This is a genomic window from Corynebacterium pollutisoli, assembly GCF_900177745.1.
GTDB classification, from domain to species: Bacteria; Actinomycetota; Actinomycetes; order Mycobacteriales; family Mycobacteriaceae; genus Corynebacterium; species Corynebacterium pollutisoli.
In genome coordinates this window covers 89,236-105,284 of the sequence record NZ_FXAR01000001.1, presented here as the reverse complement: position 1 = coordinate 105,284, position 16,049 = coordinate 89,236, and the positions used below count along the sequence as shown (strand labels likewise).

16 protein-coding genes are annotated in these 16,049 nt (G+C 70.5%); 7 read left to right on the top strand and 9 right to left on the bottom strand.

All coding sequences use genetic code 11. The annotated features are described in order from the left end of the window. Window positions 1-8: 8 nt before the first annotated feature. A complete protein-coding gene (locus B9Y70_RS00545) occupies window positions 9-854 on the top strand; it encodes an aldo/keto reductase (RefSeq protein WP_085548312.1) in 846 nt (281 codons plus the stop codon). Here B9Y70_RS00545 and B9Y70_RS00540 read toward each other — a convergent pair. Genes B9Y70_RS00540 through B9Y70_RS00525 form a run of 4 tightly spaced genes read right to left on the bottom strand, consistent with a single transcriptional unit; the run spans window position 775 to window position 4,650 of the window. Beyond that, on the bottom strand, window positions 775-1,647 hold the full coding sequence (locus B9Y70_RS00540; protein ID WP_143337424.1) for a glycosyltransferase family 2 protein: 873 nt from the start codon (window positions 1,645-1,647) through the stop codon (window positions 775-777). The two genes, B9Y70_RS00545 and B9Y70_RS00540, sit on opposite strands and share 80 nt — an antisense overlap. 8 nt (window positions 1,648-1,655) lie before the next feature. After that, entirely contained in the window at window positions 1,656-2,600 is a 945-nt protein-coding gene (locus B9Y70_RS00535) for a hypothetical protein (protein WP_085548311.1), read from the bottom strand. After that, window positions 2,597-3,661: a glycosyltransferase family 4 protein gene (locus B9Y70_RS00530; RefSeq protein WP_085548310.1), complete on the bottom strand. Its 1,065-nt coding sequence runs from the start codon at window positions 3,659-3,661 to the stop codon at window positions 2,597-2,599. Before B9Y70_RS00530 ends, B9Y70_RS00535 begins: the two co-directional genes overlap by 4 nt. Beyond that, window positions 3,658-4,650 (bottom strand): glycosyltransferase family 4 protein, encoded by a 993-nt coding sequence (locus B9Y70_RS00525; protein ID WP_240309073.1) that lies wholly within the window; start codon window positions 4,648-4,650, stop codon window positions 3,658-3,660. Before B9Y70_RS00525 ends, B9Y70_RS00530 begins: the two co-directional genes overlap by 4 nt. A 178-nt stretch (window positions 4,651-4,828) precedes the next feature. Between B9Y70_RS00525 and B9Y70_RS00520 the strand changes: the two genes are divergently transcribed. Together B9Y70_RS00520 and B9Y70_RS00515 are read left to right on the top strand one after the other, a co-directional pair. Continuing rightward, window positions 4,829-5,761: a WcbI family polysaccharide biosynthesis putative acetyltransferase gene (locus B9Y70_RS00520; protein ID WP_159449754.1), complete on the top strand. Its 933-nt coding sequence runs from the start codon at window positions 4,829-4,831 to the stop codon at window positions 5,759-5,761. Continuing rightward, window positions 5,758-7,710, top strand: a complete 1,953-nt coding sequence (locus B9Y70_RS00515) for a glycosyltransferase (protein WP_085548308.1) — start codon at window positions 5,758-5,760, stop codon at window positions 7,708-7,710. The genes B9Y70_RS00520 and B9Y70_RS00515 overlap by 4 nt, the downstream gene beginning before the upstream one ends. On the opposite strand, the gene B9Y70_RS00510 is transcribed toward B9Y70_RS00515, so the two are convergent. From B9Y70_RS00510 to B9Y70_RS00500, 3 genes are all read right to left on the bottom strand, one after another. After that, window positions 7,711-8,184: a ribose-5-phosphate isomerase gene (locus B9Y70_RS00510; RefSeq protein ID WP_040086563.1), complete on the bottom strand. Its 474-nt coding sequence runs from the start codon at window positions 8,182-8,184 to the stop codon at window positions 7,711-7,713. A 104-nt stretch (window positions 8,185-8,288) separates the two neighbouring features. After that, a complete protein-coding gene (locus B9Y70_RS00505) occupies window positions 8,289-8,546 on the bottom strand; it encodes a hypothetical protein (RefSeq protein WP_040086564.1) in 258 nt (85 codons plus the stop codon). 3 nt (window positions 8,547-8,549) lie between these two features. Next, a complete protein-coding gene (locus B9Y70_RS00500; RefSeq protein ID WP_085548307.1) occupies window positions 8,550-9,167 on the bottom strand; it encodes a mycothiol-dependent nitroreductase Rv2466c family protein in 618 nt (205 codons plus the stop codon). A gap of 67 nt (window positions 9,168-9,234) precedes the next feature. Here B9Y70_RS00500 and pepN point away from each other — a divergent pair, with 67 nt between their 5' ends. From pepN to B9Y70_RS00480, 4 genes are all read left to right on the top strand, one after another. After that, on the top strand, window positions 9,235-11,796 hold the full coding sequence (pepN, locus tag B9Y70_RS00495; RefSeq protein ID WP_085548306.1) for an aminopeptidase N: 2,562 nt from the start codon (window positions 9,235-9,237) through the stop codon (window positions 11,794-11,796). A gap of 220 nt (window positions 11,797-12,016) precedes the next feature. Next, on the top strand, window positions 12,017-12,394 hold the full coding sequence (locus tag B9Y70_RS00490) for a hypothetical protein (protein WP_085548305.1): 378 nt from the start codon (window positions 12,017-12,019) through the stop codon (window positions 12,392-12,394). A gap of 43 nt (window positions 12,395-12,437) precedes the next feature. After that, window positions 12,438-13,817 (top strand): sensor histidine kinase, encoded by a 1,380-nt coding sequence (locus B9Y70_RS00485; RefSeq protein WP_085548304.1) that lies wholly within the window; start codon window positions 12,438-12,440, stop codon window positions 13,815-13,817. Then, on the top strand, window positions 13,814-14,482 hold the full coding sequence (locus B9Y70_RS00480) for a response regulator transcription factor (protein ID WP_085548303.1): 669 nt from the start codon (window positions 13,814-13,816) through the stop codon (window positions 14,480-14,482). Before B9Y70_RS00485 ends, B9Y70_RS00480 begins: the two co-directional genes overlap by 4 nt. On the opposite strand, the gene B9Y70_RS00475 is transcribed toward B9Y70_RS00480, so the two are convergent. Then, window positions 14,483-15,217 (bottom strand): GntR family transcriptional regulator, encoded by a 735-nt coding sequence (locus B9Y70_RS00475; protein WP_159449753.1) that lies wholly within the window; start codon window positions 15,215-15,217, stop codon window positions 14,483-14,485. It abuts the gene before it with no gap. A 103-nt stretch (window positions 15,218-15,320) separates the two neighbouring features. Next, window positions 15,321-16,037: an SDR family oxidoreductase gene (locus B9Y70_RS00470; protein ID WP_085548301.1), complete on the bottom strand. Its 717-nt coding sequence runs from the start codon at window positions 16,035-16,037 to the stop codon at window positions 15,321-15,323. Window positions 16,038-16,049 lie beyond the last annotated feature (12 nt).

Genomic DNA, 16,049 nt, shown 5'->3' with positions numbered 1-16,049 from the left:
TCGCGGGCATGACCGTTCCCACCATCACTCTCAACGACAACACGTCGATCCCCCAGCTGGGGTTCGGCGTGTTCCAGATTCCGCCGGAGGACACCGAACGCCTCGTCAGTGAGGCCCTCGAGGCCGGCTACCGGCACATCGACACCGCCGCGATCTACCGCAACGAGGAGGGCGTCGGCCGGGCGATCGCCGCGTCGGGCATCCCGCGCGACGAGCTGTACGTGACCACGAAGCTGTGGAATCGGCGGCACGACGACCCGGAGGCCGCCCTCGCCGAGTCCCTCGAGCGCCTCGGCCTCGACCACGTCGACCTCTACCTCATCCACTGGCCGTGCCCGCGGCAGAACCGCTACGTCGAGGCGTGGCGCGGGCTCATCGGGCTGCGGGAGCAGGGGCTGACCACCTCGATCGGCGTGTCGAATTTCCTGCCCGAGCACCTCGACCGCCTGGAGATGCAGACCCCGGTCACCCCGGCGGTCAACCAGGTGGAGCTGCACCCGGCGTTCCAGCCGTGGAAGGACATCGACGCCGCCCGCGTCCACGGCATCCGCGTGCAGGCGTGGTCGCCGCTGGGCATGGGGAGGAACGGGCTTCTCGACGCCCCGGAGGTCGTCGACGTCGCCGCCGCCCACGGGGTGTCGCCCGCGCAGGCGATCATCCGCTGGCACCTGCAGAACGGGGTGATCCTCTTCCCGAAGTCCGCCCACCCGGAGCGCATCCGCGAGAACATCGACGTCTTCGGTTTCGAGCTCACCCCGGACGAGATGGCGGCGATCACATCACTGGACGAAGGTGAAGCGGGGCGCGTCGGGCCGCACCCGAACGAGTTTGAACCCGCGCCTGCCGGGAGTTGACGGCCACCCAGCGGCCGTCGCGGAACTCCACCGCGCCTTCGTCGGCGAACTTCTCCAGCCACCCGGTCATGGGCCAGAAACCCCAGATCTCGTGGAAGCGTTCGGCGTTGCGGAGGATGTCGTGGAAGTGCTCCCACGGCGGGTCGGAGACGGGGTGCCACTGGTGGTAGGCGTCGGCCCCGCCGACCCAGAACAGGGGGATCCGCCTGGCGCGGAGGTGCTGACCGAAGTCGGTGTCCTCCGCGCCGTAGCCGGTGTAGCCCTTGTCGAAACCGCCGAACCCGCGCCGGATGCGCCGCCACGTGTCGGCGGTCAGGGCGAAGGAGAGGGACCAGAAGAGTTCGTAGCCGCGGTCGTCGGCACGCAGGAGGGTGCCGGCGGGCGGGTTGGGGCGCGCCGGATGGGGGTCAGGCCGCGTGGTGCGGCGGTCCCCGTCGGGCAGGTAGGTGACGGGCCCGGCGACGACGGCCTCGGGGTGGGCGTCGAGCGCGAGGCGGTAGTAGCCGATGAGGTTCTCGCCGGGGAGGCAGTCGGCGTCGAGGAAGACGATGATGCCGTCGGCGTTCTTTGCCGCGAGGTCGCCGCCGAGGTTGCGGGCGCCGGCGAGGGAGAACTCCCCGAGGGGGATGACCTCGGAGTCGGGCAGCGCGGCGGCCAGTGCCTCCGCGTCGCCGAGGGCGACGACCAGATGACGGACGTCGCGGGGCAGGCACGCCGCCTGGCGGGCGACGTGGGCCAGTCGCCCGGCGTTGGACAGCGTGACCACAGTAACGGGGGTGTCGGTTGTTGTCATCGACGTTGTCACTGTGTCACTACCTTCCGGATCACATCAGCCGCACGCTGGGCTGCACCGGAAGTCTGCCACCGGATCCACCGGCTGTCCAGCGAATTCGTCACATCGAGCAGGTCGGGCCAGTCCGCGGCGGCGGGGAACTGAGAACGGACCACGGCGAGTCCGGCGGCGTCGAGAAGCGCGGCCGTGGCGTGCTGCTCGGCGAAGGGGCGCTCCTGCGGGAGGACGAGCGCCGGGGTGTCGGCCACGGCGACGTCGGCGACGGAGTTCTGGCCGCCGGCGGTGACCACGACGCGCGCCCCGGCGAGGTACGGCAGGGGGTCGGCGACGGCCGTGTCGCCGCCGAGGAAGCGGAAGGAGCGGCCGGGGCAGGCCTCCTGCACGGCGTCCCACTGCCCGCGGGTCCACCCGGAGCCGCCGCGCCCGCTGAGGACGACGACGTCACCGTCGATGACGTCCTCCACGCCCCGGAAGCGGGAAATGCCGCCGACCTGGTGCACGCGCGGCCCGTGGGCGCGCAGATGCTCGGGCAGCGGCACCCAGTTCGGCCACGCCGCGATGATGGCGGCGGCCTGCCGGTAGCCGAGCTGGTGGGCGGCGTCGTCGCGCACCCCCGGCATGGCGAGGGTGATCACCGGCACGCCCATGAGCCGGGCCAGCAGCGCCACCTCGACGGAGACGTCGACGTAGAAGGCGGCGGGGCGGTGCTCGTCGATCCACGCCGCGATCTGCGCCATACGCCCGCGCAGCCCCGCGTGCCCGGGCGGCACGTGGTGCAGGGTGCCGTGGGCGTCCCGGTCCCCGCTTATCGACGCCCCCGCATCGTCCACCAGCACCACATCCGCGGACGGGTCGGTGGACAGCAGTTGGGCGGGACGGTCGAGGGCGGCCATGATGGCGCGACACCGGTGCACGTGACCGCTGCCGTGGTGGTGGGCGTAGAAACCGATCATCGGGTGGGCACCTCGCTGTAGAGCTCCGCGTAGCGACGCGCGACCTGGGTGAGGCTGTGGTGGCGGACGACCCACTCGCGGACCACGGGCCGGTCGATCCCGGCGGCGACGTGGACGGCTGCGGCGAGGGACTCGACGTCGTCGGGCACGGCCAGGGCCGCGGGGGCGCTGGTGAGGAGTTCGCCGAGGCCGCCGCGTCGGAAAGCGGCGACCGGGGTGCCGCAGGCCATCGCCTCGAAGGCGACGAGGCCGAAGGGCTCCTCCCAGCGCGGGGTGACCAGGCAGACGCGGCACTGGCTGACCAGGGTCTGCAGGCCGACGTGGTCGAGTTCGCCGACCCACGTGGCGGCCTGGCCCGTCATGCGGGGGACGATCTCCGTGGAGAAGTAGCGGTGGTCGCCGACGCGGCCGGCGAACAGCAGGGGGATCCCGGCACGGCGGCAGGCGTCCATGGCCAGGTGCAGGCCCTTCTCGGGGACGATGCGGCCGAACCACACGGCGGCCTCGCCCCCGGGGCCGGGCCGCCAGAGGTCGGTGTCGACGCCGTTGGGGATCACCGTGGCCGGGCGGGGCAGCACCCAGTCCGCGGCGGTGGCGGCGGACACGGCGGTGAAGCGCCCGGCGCGGGGGCCGGCGGCGGCGATGGCGTCCTGCACCTCCGGCAGGGCGGGTGTGTGCAGGGTGGTCAGCAGCGGCAGCGGGTGCTCGAAGAGGACCGGGGTGAGGCTGTTGTTGTGCACGATGTCGTAGCCCTCCCGCGCGAGGTGGCGGGCCAGGCTATGGAAGGCGGCATCCTCCGCGGCGCGCGCCCCGGGCGGGTAGGCGGTGTCGCTGGCCTCGAGGGGGTCGCGGGACCAGGAGATGCCGGGCAGCTCGACGTCGCGGACGTGCCCCTGGGAGCCGGCGGCGGCGTAGAGGTCGACGGTGTGGCCGAGGGAGCGCACGGCGCGGACCAGGGTGTGGCAGAAGGCCTCGAGCCCGCCGGCGTAGGGCTCCCGGATGGGATAGCGCGCGGGCGCGACCAGCGCGATGCGGCGGCGCTGGGTGGTGGCCAGCGTCATCGGCCGCTCACCTCCCGGTACACCTCGCGGTGGGCCTGCCGGATGTCCTCCAGCTGGCGGTCGCGGTCGCCCGTGTAGGGCAACGGTCCCTGCTCGTGGAGGTGGATGAGGGCGCGGGCGGCGTCGAGGGGATCCCCGGTGACGTACTCCTCCACGCCCCGCGGATCGTCGGCCTGGGCGACGTACATGCCGCAGTCGGGGACGGCGACGTCGACCCCGAGGTCGCGGCACATCTCCAGCCAGCCGGAGTGGGTGCCCCGCAGGTACGGCAGGAGCACGACGGCGCACCTGCCCACCGCCGCGTGCAGGGTGTCGTCGGACATCGGGGTGTGGGAGCGCACGTCGAGGAAGCCGGCGGCCTGGTCGCGGGACAGGGCGTGGGTGAGGTGCGCGGTGCGGGAGTCCTCGTGCAGGTGGACGCGCAGGGGCTCGCCGGTGGCGCGGTGCACGGTGCGGGCGAGGATGCGGTAGAAGACGGGGTCGGTGATGACGTTCGCGCGCAGCGACTTGAGGAACACCCCGATCCCCGTGCCCGTCCCGGTGGCCTGCGGCGGATGGGTGACCACGCGCGGGTGCGGGATGATGCGGGCACCGGGGCGCAGCCGGGTGGCGGCGGCATCGGTGAGGGTGATGCGGGCGGCGGCGGCGTCGAGAAGCACGTGTAGCTTGGCGTGGTGCTCGGACTGGTCGACGAAGTGCGGGTTGTCCAGATCGTGGACAGTCACCACGAGCGGCACGCCGCGGGCCCGCAGCACCTCGACGAGGGCGCGGGTGTCGGCGACGCTGAGGTGGTCGAAGCCGAAGTGCAGGTGCACGAGGTCGGGCAGGTCGGCGTCGGAGCGGGTGTGCCACCAGGCGGCGTCGAGGGCCGGGTGCGGCCACCAGTTGCCGTTGATGTCGGGGTCCGGGCGGTAGCGGACGTCGAGGGGGCGGACGGCCTCCGTGTAGACGTGTCCGGCCGGGATGGACAGGACATCGAGTGTGTCCACACCACCGTCTGGGCGCATTTCTCACCTCACTGTCAGTGACTGATCAGGAACAGGGCGAATCTCGGGGCGCTCATCAGCCTCCGCTAATGTCGCCCCACCCGGTCATCATATGCCGGTTGTTATGTTTTGGAAGAAAAGTGTGATCTCGAATATGCAGAAACCTTGATAAATTGGCGTCATGACCTCCCCACACGACCTCCCCCGCCGTCGCCACTACGGCGACTTCTACCAGGTCAACCCGACGAAACGTCACGACAACCGCCCCTTCGTCGTCGTCATGGGCAACTGCCAGGCCGAGTCCCTCCGCATCCTCCTCGACAGCGCCGGCACCGTCGATTCCTTCCGCATTCCCCCGGTTCACGAGTTCACCGCCGAGGACGTCGAGCTGCTCGCCCCGGTCCTCGCGCGCGCCGACGTCCTCGTCTCCCAACCCATCCGCGACGGTTACCGCGACCTCCCCCTCGGCACCGCCGAGCTGGCCGCCCTCCTGCCGCCCGGCGCCACGGTCATCCGCTACCCGGTGCTGCGCTGGGACGGGCTCATGCCCTTCCACGCCATCATCCGCGACCCGGCCGACCCCTCCCGCAACCCGCCGGTCGTCCCGTACCACGACCTGCGCCTCGTCGTCGCCGCCGACCGCGGTCTCGACACCCCCGTCGACGTCGACCCCGGGGCCCCGGCCTTCCGCGAGGCCGCCGCCCTGTCCATCGGCCACCTGCGCACCCGCGAGCAGCACCACGGCACGGTGGTGGTCTCCGATCATCTCGAGACCGCCCCGGTGTGGCACACCATCAACCACCCCTCCAACGAGACACTGGCGTACATGGCGCAACAGGTCCTCGACGAGATCGTCCCCGGCGGCACCGTCACCCCGCCCGCCGACCGCGAGATGCTCGGCGGGCTGCAGGCCCCGGTGGAGCCCCGCGCGGCACACGCCCTCGGGGTGCCGGACGCCGCCGTGGGCCGCGAGCAGTGGACCGCCGCCGGCGACCCCCTCGACTGGCCCTCACTCGTCGCCGAGCAGCTGGCCTTCTACCGGGAGCACCCGCAGATTGTGGCAGCCGGCCTGACGCGCCACGCCGAGCGCCTCGCCCTCCTGGGTCTGGCATGATCTGCCACCTCATCGTCGGCCCCGCCGGCCACGGCGTCACCGAGTACGCCCGCTCGCTGGCCGCGCACTCGGCCGGTTCCGTGTTGGTGGGGATGGGCCCGCTGCCGCCGGGGCCCGTCCACGTCACCTTCACCGACCACCTCTTCGGCGACACCCCGGAGCGGGCCGTCGACGCGGTGCTGGCCCGCTGCGCCGGGCATCCGCTGAGCGTCAGCCTTCACGACATCCCGCAGGAGGCGGAGGGCGCGGCGCGGTTCGCCCGCCGGGCCCCCGCTTATCGACGCCTCGCCTCCGCCGCCGACCTCGCCGTGGTGAACTCCCACCACGAGGCGGCATTCTTCGACGATCCGCTGCCCGTGGTGCCGTTGCCGGTTCCCACCATCGACTCCGCCTATGATCCGGAGCCCTCCACGGTGGGGATCCTCGGCTTCATCTACCCCGGCAAGGGACACGACGACCTGCTCCGCGCGGTGGCGGGCACCGGGCTGCGCGTCCGGGCGCTCGGCGGGGTGAGCGCGGGCCACGAGGACTGGGCCGAGCAGCTGCAGCAGCTGGCCCGAGAGTTGGGCGTCGACTTCGAGATCACCGGCTGGCTCTCCGACTCCGAGCTCGCCGCCGAGATGGGGCGCATCGAGATCCCCGTGTGCGCCCACCGCCACTACTCCGCCTCCGGCTCCCTCATGGCGTGGCTCGGGGCTGGCCGGACGGTGCTGGTCAGCGATTCGCCCTACACCCGGGAGATGGCGCAGCGCTGGCCCGGAGTCGAGGTGGTCGACGACTGGGGTGCGGCGCTGCGGGACTTCTCCCCCGCCCCACCTGCGGCCAACGAGGGCTGGGACTGGCCGGACCTCGCCGCCGAGTGGGAGCGGCACTGGCGTCGGCTGTGGCCGCGCGTGTCCGTCGTGATCCCCCACTACAACAACCCGGAGGGGCTGCGGGAGGTGATGCGGGGCGTCGAGAAGCAGGACTACCCGGGGGAGATCGAGATCATCGTCGCCGACGACGGCTCCACCGTCCCGCCGGACGTCGACGCCATTGTCGTGCGCCAGGAGGACCTCGGATTCCGCGCGGCCGCGGCCCGCAACCTCGGCGCCGGGGCGGCGAGCGGTGAGGTGCTCACGTTCTTCGACGGCGACACCGTGCCCGGGCCCGGATACCTCACGGCCGTCGTGCCGCACGTGGTGGCCGACGGCCGCGCGGTGGTCGTCGGCACCCGCCTCACCGGCCCGGAGCGGGAGGAACCGCAGTGGCTGCGCGACGCCTGGACGCACACCGGGCACCTGCAGCGCGCCGACGACGGCAGCTGGCGCTACGTCATCTCCGCCGCCCTCACCTGTGGGCGGGAGTTCTTCCGGGAGATCGGCGGTTTCGACGGCTCCCTGGTCGGCTACGGCGGTGAGGACTGGGAGTTCGGCCACCGCGCCTGGGAGGCCGGCGCCCGCCTCGTCCACGAACCCCGCGCCGTCGCCGTCCACGACGAACCGGACTGGGGCGGACGCGCCGCCGACCCCGCGGAGAAGAACGCCGAGACCATCGCCCTCGCCCACCGCATCACCCACCCCCTGGCCCGGCCCGCCGGCGTCATCTTCGACACCGCCGACATCGAGGTCCACGTCCCCGGCTGGCCCGAGGCCGGCGTCACCGAGACCGTCATCATCGGGTGGCTGCGCGCCGGTGACGTCCACGTCATCATCGACCCCGTGCCCGAACTCTTCCTCGCCGATCCCCGCGTTCGCCCCGCAGGCAAGGGCGCGCGCTGCACCGTGCTTCTCGACGCCCCCGTCATCCCCGACACCCTCCCCACCACGCACAACGCCACCTGCCTCCGGGAAGGAGAACAGGTGGCGAGGGTGAGGGGGCGGCGTCGGGAAGCTCCCGTCACGGTCGAGGTCACCTGGACGCTCGTCGACGGACCGCGACGCCTCGAACGCGACTTCGCGGGCTGGTGACTACTCGGCCGGGAGCTCCGGGGCGACGCCCGTGCGCTCGTAATCGGCGAGGATGTCGATGCGACGCTGGTGACGCTCCGCCTTCGACCAGTCCTGATCCAGGAACGCATCGACGATCGCCAGCGCCTCCTCCTCGGAGTGCATGCGACCACCCAGGCCGATGAGCTGGGCATTGTTGTGCTCACGCGCCAGGCGGGCGGTCTCCGGGGACCAGGCCAGAGCGCACCGGGCACCCTTGACCTTGTTCGCGGCGATCTGCTCGCCGTTGCCGGAACCACCGAGCACGATGCCCAGGGAACCCGGATCGTTGACCGTGCGGGAGGCGGCCTCGATGCAGAAGGCCGGGTAGTCGTCGTCGGGATCGTAGGTGTGGGCGCCACAGTCGATGACGTCGTGGCCCTGCTTCTTCAGGTGCTCGGCGATGATGTTCTTCATGTCAAAGCCGGCGTGGTCTGCTCCAAGGTAAACGCGCATGGTGCCGATCCTACCGGGGTGGCGTGGGGCGCCGCGGTTTGGCCACTTCTGGGGTGTTTGAACACCCCGGAAGTGGCCAAGCTGCGCCGCAGTGGACCCGGGCCCTACCTCCGCCCGGCCTCGGACCGCGAGGTGAACACCTTCCATGCGATCCAAATGCCCAGGACGAGCAGCAGCACGGGGATGATCCGCAGGACGAGGATCACGGTACCCAGGAATCCCGCCAGCACGGCGACAGCGGCGGCGACGAGGCAGACGACGGCACCGAGGGAGGCCACCGCCTTGTTGGTGTTCCAGGTGAAGTAGGCGACCGCGGCGGCGACGGCCGCGATGATGGTGGCTGTCAGCGTGGTCTCGAACATGCCTTACACCTGGGGGTTCTCGGTGCGGGACCGCTTGAGCTCGAAGAAGTAGGGGAACTGGGCGAGGCGGACGGCGGCGTCGTAAAGCTCGCCCGCCTCCTCCCCCTCCGGCACGCGGGTGATGACCGGACCGAAGAAGGCGGTGTCGCCGAGCTTGAGCACCGGGGTGCCGACATCGTCGCCGACCGACTCCATGGCGGCGTCGTGGAACTCGCGGAGCTTCTCGTCGACCTGCTCGGAGTTGGCGGCGGTGGCATAGATGGAGCTCAGGCCGGCGTCCTTGAGGGCCTGCTCGATGACGCCGTCGTAGGCGCCGAAGCCCTTCTTACCGCTCTCCTTGCCGGCGTGGATGATGGTGCCCATGGCGGTGTAGAGGCCGTCGACGGCACCCGGCTCCTCGAGGGCGACGCGGGTGAACACGCGCGCGGGGCCCCAGGCGGCCTCCATGGCGGACATGTAGCCGGGGTCGAGGTCGCGGCCGTCGTTGAGGACGCTGAGGGACATGGGGATCCACTCGACGGTGATGTCGCGGACCTTCTCGACCTCCTTGATCCAGCGTGAGGTCTGCCAGGCGAAGGGGCAGGTGACGTCGAACCAGAACTGCACAGTATTTGTTGTCATGAGCACATGGTACGTGCGGACTAGTGTGGGCGGTGCGAGAAAATTCATCCGACCGAGGAGTACCCCCGTGACCTCCATCAACCTCACCCGCGAGGAGGCGGCGCACCGCGCCCGTCTGCTCGAGGTCGACCACTACGACATCGCCCTGGACCTGACCGGTGACCGGGAGTTCGGCAGCATCACCACCGTGAGTTTCACTGTGCGGGAGGCCGGGTCGACGTTCATCGATCTGCGGGCCACGCATGTCGACGGCGTGTACCTCGACGGGCAGAACATCCGCCGGGAGGCGCTCACCCTCGACGAGGACGGCTACGACGACACGTACGGCATCGCGCTGACGGATCTCACCCCGGGGCGTCACTCCCTGCGGGTGACGGCGACGATCCCCTATTCGCGGACCGGCGAGGGCCTGCACCGGTTCGTCGACCCGGCAGACAACGAGGTCTACCTCTACTCCCAGTTCGAGACGGCCGACGCCAAGCGCGTGTTCGCCTGCTTCGACCAGCCCGATCTCAAGGCCACGTACGACATCGCGGTGACCACCCCGGCGGACTGGAAGGTCATCTCGAACGGCGCCCAGACCACCAGCGTGCAGGGTGAGCGTGCGACCCACCGCTCGAGCATCGACTACCCGCTGTCCACCTACCTGGTGGCGGTGTGCGCGGGCCGGTTCACCGAGGTCACGTCGACGTGGCGCGGCACCCTCACTCACCACCCGGAGACACCGGCGGATCAGCCGACCGAGCTGACCGTGCCGATGGGCCTGTACTGCCGCCGTTCCCTGGCCAAGCACCTCGACTCCGACCGGCTGTTCGCCGAGACGAAGCAGGGTTTCGACTGGTACCACGCGCATTTCGGCATGGCGTACCCCTTCGGCAAGTACGACCAGGTCTTCTGCCCCGAGTTCAACTTCGGCGCGATGGAGAACGCGGCGTGCGTGACCATCCGCGACGAGTACGTGTTCACCTCCAAGGCCACCCACTACCGCTACGAGCGTCGGGCGGAGACGATCCTCCACGAGCTGGCGCACATGTGGTTCGGTGATCTGGTGACCATGCGCTGGTGGGATGACCTGTGGCTCAACGAGTCCTTCGCCACGTGGTCGGCCGCGATCTCCCAGGCGGAGGCGACGCAGTACGACACGGCGTGGGTGACGTTCGCGAACGTCGAGAAGTCGTGGGCCTACCAGCAGGATCAGCTGCCGTCGACGCACCCGATCCTGGCGGACGCCACGGACATCGAGACGGTCGAGCAGAACTTCGACGGCATCACCTACGCCAAGGGCGCGTCGGTGCTCAAGCAGCTGCAGGCCTACGTCGGCCGCGACGCGTTCCTGTCCGGCGTCCGCCGCCACTTCGCCGATCACGCCTGGGGCAACGCCACGTTCGACGATCTGCTCGCCGCGCTGCAGACCGCCTCGGGCCGCGACCTCTCCGGCTGGGCCGACGAGTGGCTGAAGACCACCGGCATCAACCGCCTCTCCCCCGCGTTCACGGTCACGAACGGGGCGTACGACTCCTTCGCCGTCGAGCAGGCCGGCGCGTCGCCGGGGGCCGGTGAGCTGCGCACGCACCGCATCTGCGTCGGCCTCTACTCGCTTATCGACGACCGCGTCTCCCGCACCCACCGCGTCGAGCTCGACGTCTCCGGGGCGTCCACCCCGGTGCCGGAGCTCGTCGGTGTCGAGGCCGCCGACTTAGTGCTAGTCAACGACGAGGACCTCACCTACTGCCTCATGAAGCTCGACGAGGACTCCCTGGCGTTCGTCGTGGACAACATCGACCGCATCGACGACGCCATGGCCCGCACCCTGTGCTGGTCCGCCGCCTGGGAGGCCACCCGCGACGGCCGCATGAAGGCCCGCGACTTCATCCGGCTCGTGGCCCGCGGGGCCGCCGCCGAAACCGAGCTCGCCGTCCTCGAGCGGATCCTCGCCCAGGCGACGACCGCCCTGCGCACCTACGTCGACCCCGCGTGGGAGCGCGAGGGCACGTCCCTGCTCGTCGACGCCTACCTCGCCGGCCGCCGCTCCTCCGACCCGGAGGTCGCCCTCGTCTTCTCCCACGCGCTGACGAAGCTGCCGCTCAACCCACGCGCCGCTGACAAGCTGGCCCAGGAGCTCGAGTCCTCCAAGGATGCCGAGCTGCGCTGGCTGGCCCTGGCCGCGCTCATCGCCTACGACCGCGTCGAGGTGGAGGCCATCGCCCAGGAGCGCGCCCGCGACCGCTCCGCCACCGGCCATCAGTTCGCCCTCCGCGCCGGCGCCGCCGTCAACGACCCGGCCACGAAGAAGCGCATCTGGGACGAGGTCGTCGCCGGCGACCTGTCCAACGTCGACGCGCGTTTCCGCATGGAGGGCCTCGTCTACCCGGGTTCCGCCCCGCACCTGGCGCAGTTCAACGACGAGTACTTCCGCATCGCCGAGAAGCTGTGGGAGCACTCCTCCTCCGAGATCGCCCTGACCACCCTCACCGGCCTGTACCCGGTGTGGGACATCTCCGCGGAGGGCCTGGCCCGCGCCGACGAGTTCCTGGCGAAGGAGCTGCCGGCGGGTCTGCGTCGTGTGGTGGCCGAGCAGCGCGACCGCGTGGCCCGTGCCCTGCGCAACCGGGAGGTCGACGCGGGCTAGGAGGGGGTTGTCGGGGTCGTATTTACGAGGTTCGTAATGACGACCCGAAATCCCATCATCACCCGCTTATAACAACAGGTGGACGGAAAGGTGCTACCTCGTCATTACGATCATCGTAATAACGAGCCACATGAGAGATCCTTCATCGTCGCCTCATCCGGGCTTCACAGCGAAGGCGCAGACTGGTACCCAGAGAATCAGAGAACCCGGAAGGACCATCATGCCCACGCTCCGCCGCTTCGCTCCCCTGCTGGCCATTCTCGGTCTGCTGGCCCTGGTGGCCGTGGCCGGGTCGGTCCTGGCGAACAACTCCTCCACCCCGGCCATCGACCCTGCGGGAGCCACCATCACCCGGGAGGCGGACACGCGGGTGACGGTCACGTCGACGCTGCCGTCGACAACGACGGTCGTGCCCGAGCCGGAGCCCGCCCCCGCTCCCGCTCCGGCACCTGCGCCGGCCCCCGTCCCGGTCCCCCAGCCCCCGCTCAACTACCAGCCGTACCCGCAGGGTAGCTGGGACGATGACGACGACTGGGACGACGACGACTGGGACGACGATGACGACGACTGGGACGACGATGATTGGGACGACGACTAAGGATGACTGAGTGAGCCCCTCCCATTCTCTGCGCTGGCGCATCATGTTCTGGATCACGGCTGTGGTCGTCGTGGCGTTGACCAGCGTCATCGTCATCACCCGCGCGGTCATGCTGGGGCAGGTCGCGGATGCCGCGAATCAGGCGGTGGAGCAGGAGATCGAGGAGTTCCGGCATTTCGCCGCCGAGGGCACGGACCCGGAGACGGCCGACCCGTTCGCCTCCCCGGCGCGCCTGGTGGAGGTGTATCTGTCGCGGCAGATCCCGGATACGCGGGAGTCGCATCTGGGGCTCATCAACGGTCGTCTGCTGCAGATGGACACGTCGGCGTTGAGCGGGGATTTCCCGGCGCCGTTGTCTCCGCAGGAGCCGCTGCTCACGGAGATCCTCGACAGCGCGGAACCGGCCGGTATCACCCGTGACGCGGAGCGCGGCCCGACGCACTGGGGTCGCATGGCCGTCGATTACGGCACGGGGGAGGTCGCCCAGTTCGCGGTGGCGTATTTCACGGCGCAGGACCGGGCGGAGGTGCATCAGCAGATCCGGACGTTGGCGGCGCTGGGCCTGGGTGGCCTGGCGGCGAGTGTGCTCATCGGGTGGCTCATCGCGGGGCAGATCATCGCGCCGTTGCGAAGGTTGCAGTCGGTGGCGGGGTCGATCAGCAACTCGGATCTCACGCGTCGCGTGCCGGTGGGCGGGCGGGATGAGATCACGGAGCTGGCCACCACCTTCAACGCCATGCTCGACCGCCTGGAGCGGGCCTATGCGGAGCAGCGGCAGTTCGTCGACGACGCGGGCCACGAGCTGCGCACCCCCATCACGGTGGTTCGTGGCCAGCTGGAGCTGCTCGAGACGTCCCCGCCGGAGGAGCGTGCGCGGTCGGTGGCGCTGGCCACCGCGGAGCTCGACCGGATGGCGCGGATGGTCAATGACCTGCTCACGCTCGCCGTCGCCGATTCGGGTGAGTTCGTGCGTCCCGAGCTTGTCGACGTCGCCGAGCTCACCATCGACATCGAGGACAAGGCCCGCACCCTCGACGAGCGCGTCAGCCTCGTGGAGCTCGCCGAGGGGACCGTGCTTCTCGACGACCAACGCGTCACCGAGGCCGTCCTCGAGCTGGTGGGCAACGCGCTGCGCTACAGCGACGGCCCGGTGGAGCTGGGCTCGACGTTCGTCGGCGACGTGTGGCGGATCTGGGTCCGGGACTCCGGGCCGGGTGTGCCGGAGGAGGAGCGGGCCGGCCTGTTCAGCCGCTTCCACCGGGGTGACGCCGCGACGGCGCGCACCGGCGGGGCGGGCCTGGGGCTGGCCATCGTGCACGCCATCGGTCAGGCCCACGGCGGCCGGGCCTTCGTGGAATCTGAGGTGGGCGTCGGGTCGGTCTTCGGCCTCGAGGTGCCCACGGTGAAGGAGAATGACCAGTGAGCCGGATACTCATCGCCGAGGATGACCGCGGCATCGCGGACTTCATCGACCGCGGACTGCGGGCGGCGGGTTACGCCTGTGACGTCGTGGACACGGGGGCCCTCGCCTTCGAGATGGCCCGCAGCGGCGACTACGACCTTATGGTGCTTGACCTGGGTCTGCCGCACATGGACGGGGCGGATGTCCTCGAGCAGCTGCGCGCCCTGCGGGTGACGCTGCCGATCATCGTGCTCACGGCCCGCACGAAGCTGGCGGACCGGATCCGCTCGCTGGAGGGCGGCGCGGACGACTACATGCCCAAGCCCTTCCAGTTCGCGGAGCTGCTGGCGCGGGTGCGGCTGCGCCTGGTGGACCGCGCCCCGACGGACAGCGCGGAAGCGTCGTTCCGCCTGGTCCGCGACGACCTGGTGCTGGATCTGCGGACCCAGCGCGTCGAGGTCGACGGCCACACGCGGGACCTCTCCCGACGCGAGGTCGGACTGCTGGAGACGTTTATGCGCCACCCCGCCCAGATCCTCTCCCGCGCCCAGCTGCTCAGCCAGGTGTGGGGCATGGACTTCGACCCCGGGTCCAACGTGGTCGACGTCTACGTGCGCACCCTGCGCAAGAAGATCGGGGCGGAACGGATCGAGACGGTGCGCGGGTCGGGCTACCGGCTGGTGTAGCTAGAGCCGCATGTCCGTGACCACCCGGATGTGGGCGATGTCGGAACGCAGGACGTCCTCGGAGTACTCGATGGGCAGGTTGTCCGCGGTGTAGGCCGTGCGGGAGATGCGCAGCAGCGGCAGGTTGCGGGTGACGCCGAGAACCTGCTGCTCCCAGCTGGAGGCCACGCCGGGGATGATGGTCTCGGATTTCCGGAAGGGGCGGAGGTCCCACTGGGCGTCAAGAAGCTCGTACATGGAGCGCGACAGATCGGCGTCGAGCATGCCGGGCACCCGGAACGAGGGGAAGTGCGAGTTCTCCACGATGAGGGGGGTGCCGTTGACGGAGCGTTGGCGGACGATCTGGAAGACCGGGTCGCCGACGCTGATGTCGAGCGCCTCGGCGACGGCGGTGCTGGCGCGCTTGAGGTCGGATTCGAGGATCTCGGAGCTGACCTCAAGGCCGTGTTCCCGCAGCTGCGGCATGAGACCCTCCATGCGGGTGAGCTCGACCACGGGCGGGATGCTGCGGATGAAGGTGCCGCCGGTGCGACCGCGGCGGCGTTCGATGAGTCCCTCCATCTGGAGGATGTCCAGGGCGTGGCGCACCGTCATGCGGGCGACGCCGAACTCGTCGACGAGCTCGCGCTCGGTGGGGAGTTTGTCGCCGCCACTCAGCTCGCGGCGTTCGATACGACCGCGGAGATCATCGGCGATTGCCAGGTATGCCGGGGAGCGGCGGGACGGGACAGACACTCCCTCAGGGTACCTAACGCATAGAAAGGGTTGCATATGGGGTGCATAAGAGGGACATCGTACGTGATACCACCGGCAGAAAACGGTCCAGCGCTGGAGATCGCTATCGGTCGCCGACCTCGATGCGAGGGCGCACCGCGACGTCCGTGATCTGTGTGCTCTCCCCGGCGTCGACGATCATGCGGATCGCGCGCGCCACCTCGACGGGCTCGATGAAGTGCTCGGCGCGGTACTCCTTGTCGTCCTGCGCGTAAAGTCCCTCGAGCATCGGGGTGTCGGTCGGGCCCGGCGCGACGGTGCTCACGCGCACGCCGGCCTTCGACTCCGCCTTCCGCAGTCCGTCGGCCAGGGCGTAGAGCGCGTGCTTCGTCGCGGCGTAGACGATGTTGTCGCCGTAGGAGCCGCGGCCGGCGCCCGAGTTGATGAAGATCGCCGTGCCGCGCGCCTCCCGCAGCGCCGGCAGCAGGCGGCGGGTGAGTTCCGCGGGGACGTGCACGTTGATGTCCATGGCGTGGCGCCAGTCGGCGACGGTGGCGGTCTCCACGCTGAACTTCGTGGCGATCGCCGCCGCGTGCACCACCACGTCCACCCGCTGCAGGTCGATGAGCGTCTGCAGGCACGACTGGTCGTCGGCCGCGTCGAGCAGGTCCACCACCAGGTCGGTGTTCACCGGGGTGACGTCGGCCAGGGCGCCGAGTTCGGCGAGGGTCGTGTCGTCGCGCCCCAGCGCGTAAACGTGGTGCGTGCGGGCGAGGTCGGCGACGATCTCGCGGCCCATGCCGCCCGTGGCACCGGTGACGATGGCGATAGGTTCGGTCATACCCTGGACTCT

Excerpts from the sequence above, each read along its gene's own strand:
- B9Y70_RS00545 (WP_085548312.1), top strand. The coding sequence starts at position 9 with ATGACCGTTCCCACCATCACTCTCAACGACAACACGTCGATCCCCCAG.
- B9Y70_RS00540 (WP_143337424.1), bottom strand. The coding sequence starts at position 1,647 with ATGACAACAACCGACACCCCCGTTACTGTGGTCACGCTGTCCAACGCC.
- B9Y70_RS00535 (WP_085548311.1), bottom strand. The coding sequence starts at position 2,600 with ATGATCGGTTTCTACGCCCACCACCACGGCAGCGGTCACGTGCACCGG.
- B9Y70_RS00530 (WP_085548310.1), bottom strand. The coding sequence starts at position 3,661 with ATGACGCTGGCCACCACCCAGCGCCGCCGCATCGCGCTGGTCGCGCCC.
- B9Y70_RS00520 (WP_159449754.1), top strand. The coding sequence starts at position 4,829 with ATGACCTCCCCACACGACCTCCCCCGCCGTCGCCACTACGGCGACTTC.
- B9Y70_RS00515 (WP_085548308.1), top strand. The coding sequence starts at position 5,758 with ATGATCTGCCACCTCATCGTCGGCCCCGCCGGCCACGGCGTCACCGAG.
- B9Y70_RS00510 (WP_040086563.1), bottom strand. The coding sequence starts at position 8,184 with ATGCGCGTTTACCTTGGAGCAGACCACGCCGGCTTTGACATGAAGAAC.
- B9Y70_RS00505 (WP_040086564.1), bottom strand. The coding sequence starts at position 8,546 with ATGTTCGAGACCACGCTGACAGCCACCATCATCGCGGCCGTCGCCGCC.
- B9Y70_RS00500 (WP_085548307.1), bottom strand. The coding sequence starts at position 9,167 with ATGACAACAAATACTGTGCAGTTCTGGTTCGACGTCACCTGCCCCTTC.
- B9Y70_RS00490 (WP_085548305.1), top strand. The coding sequence starts at position 12,017 with ATGCCCACGCTCCGCCGCTTCGCTCCCCTGCTGGCCATTCTCGGTCTG.
- B9Y70_RS00485 (WP_085548304.1), top strand. The coding sequence starts at position 12,438 with ATGTTCTGGATCACGGCTGTGGTCGTCGTGGCGTTGACCAGCGTCATC.
- B9Y70_RS00470 (WP_085548301.1), bottom strand. The coding sequence starts at position 16,037 with ATGACCGAACCTATCGCCATCGTCACCGGTGCCACGGGCGGCATGGGC.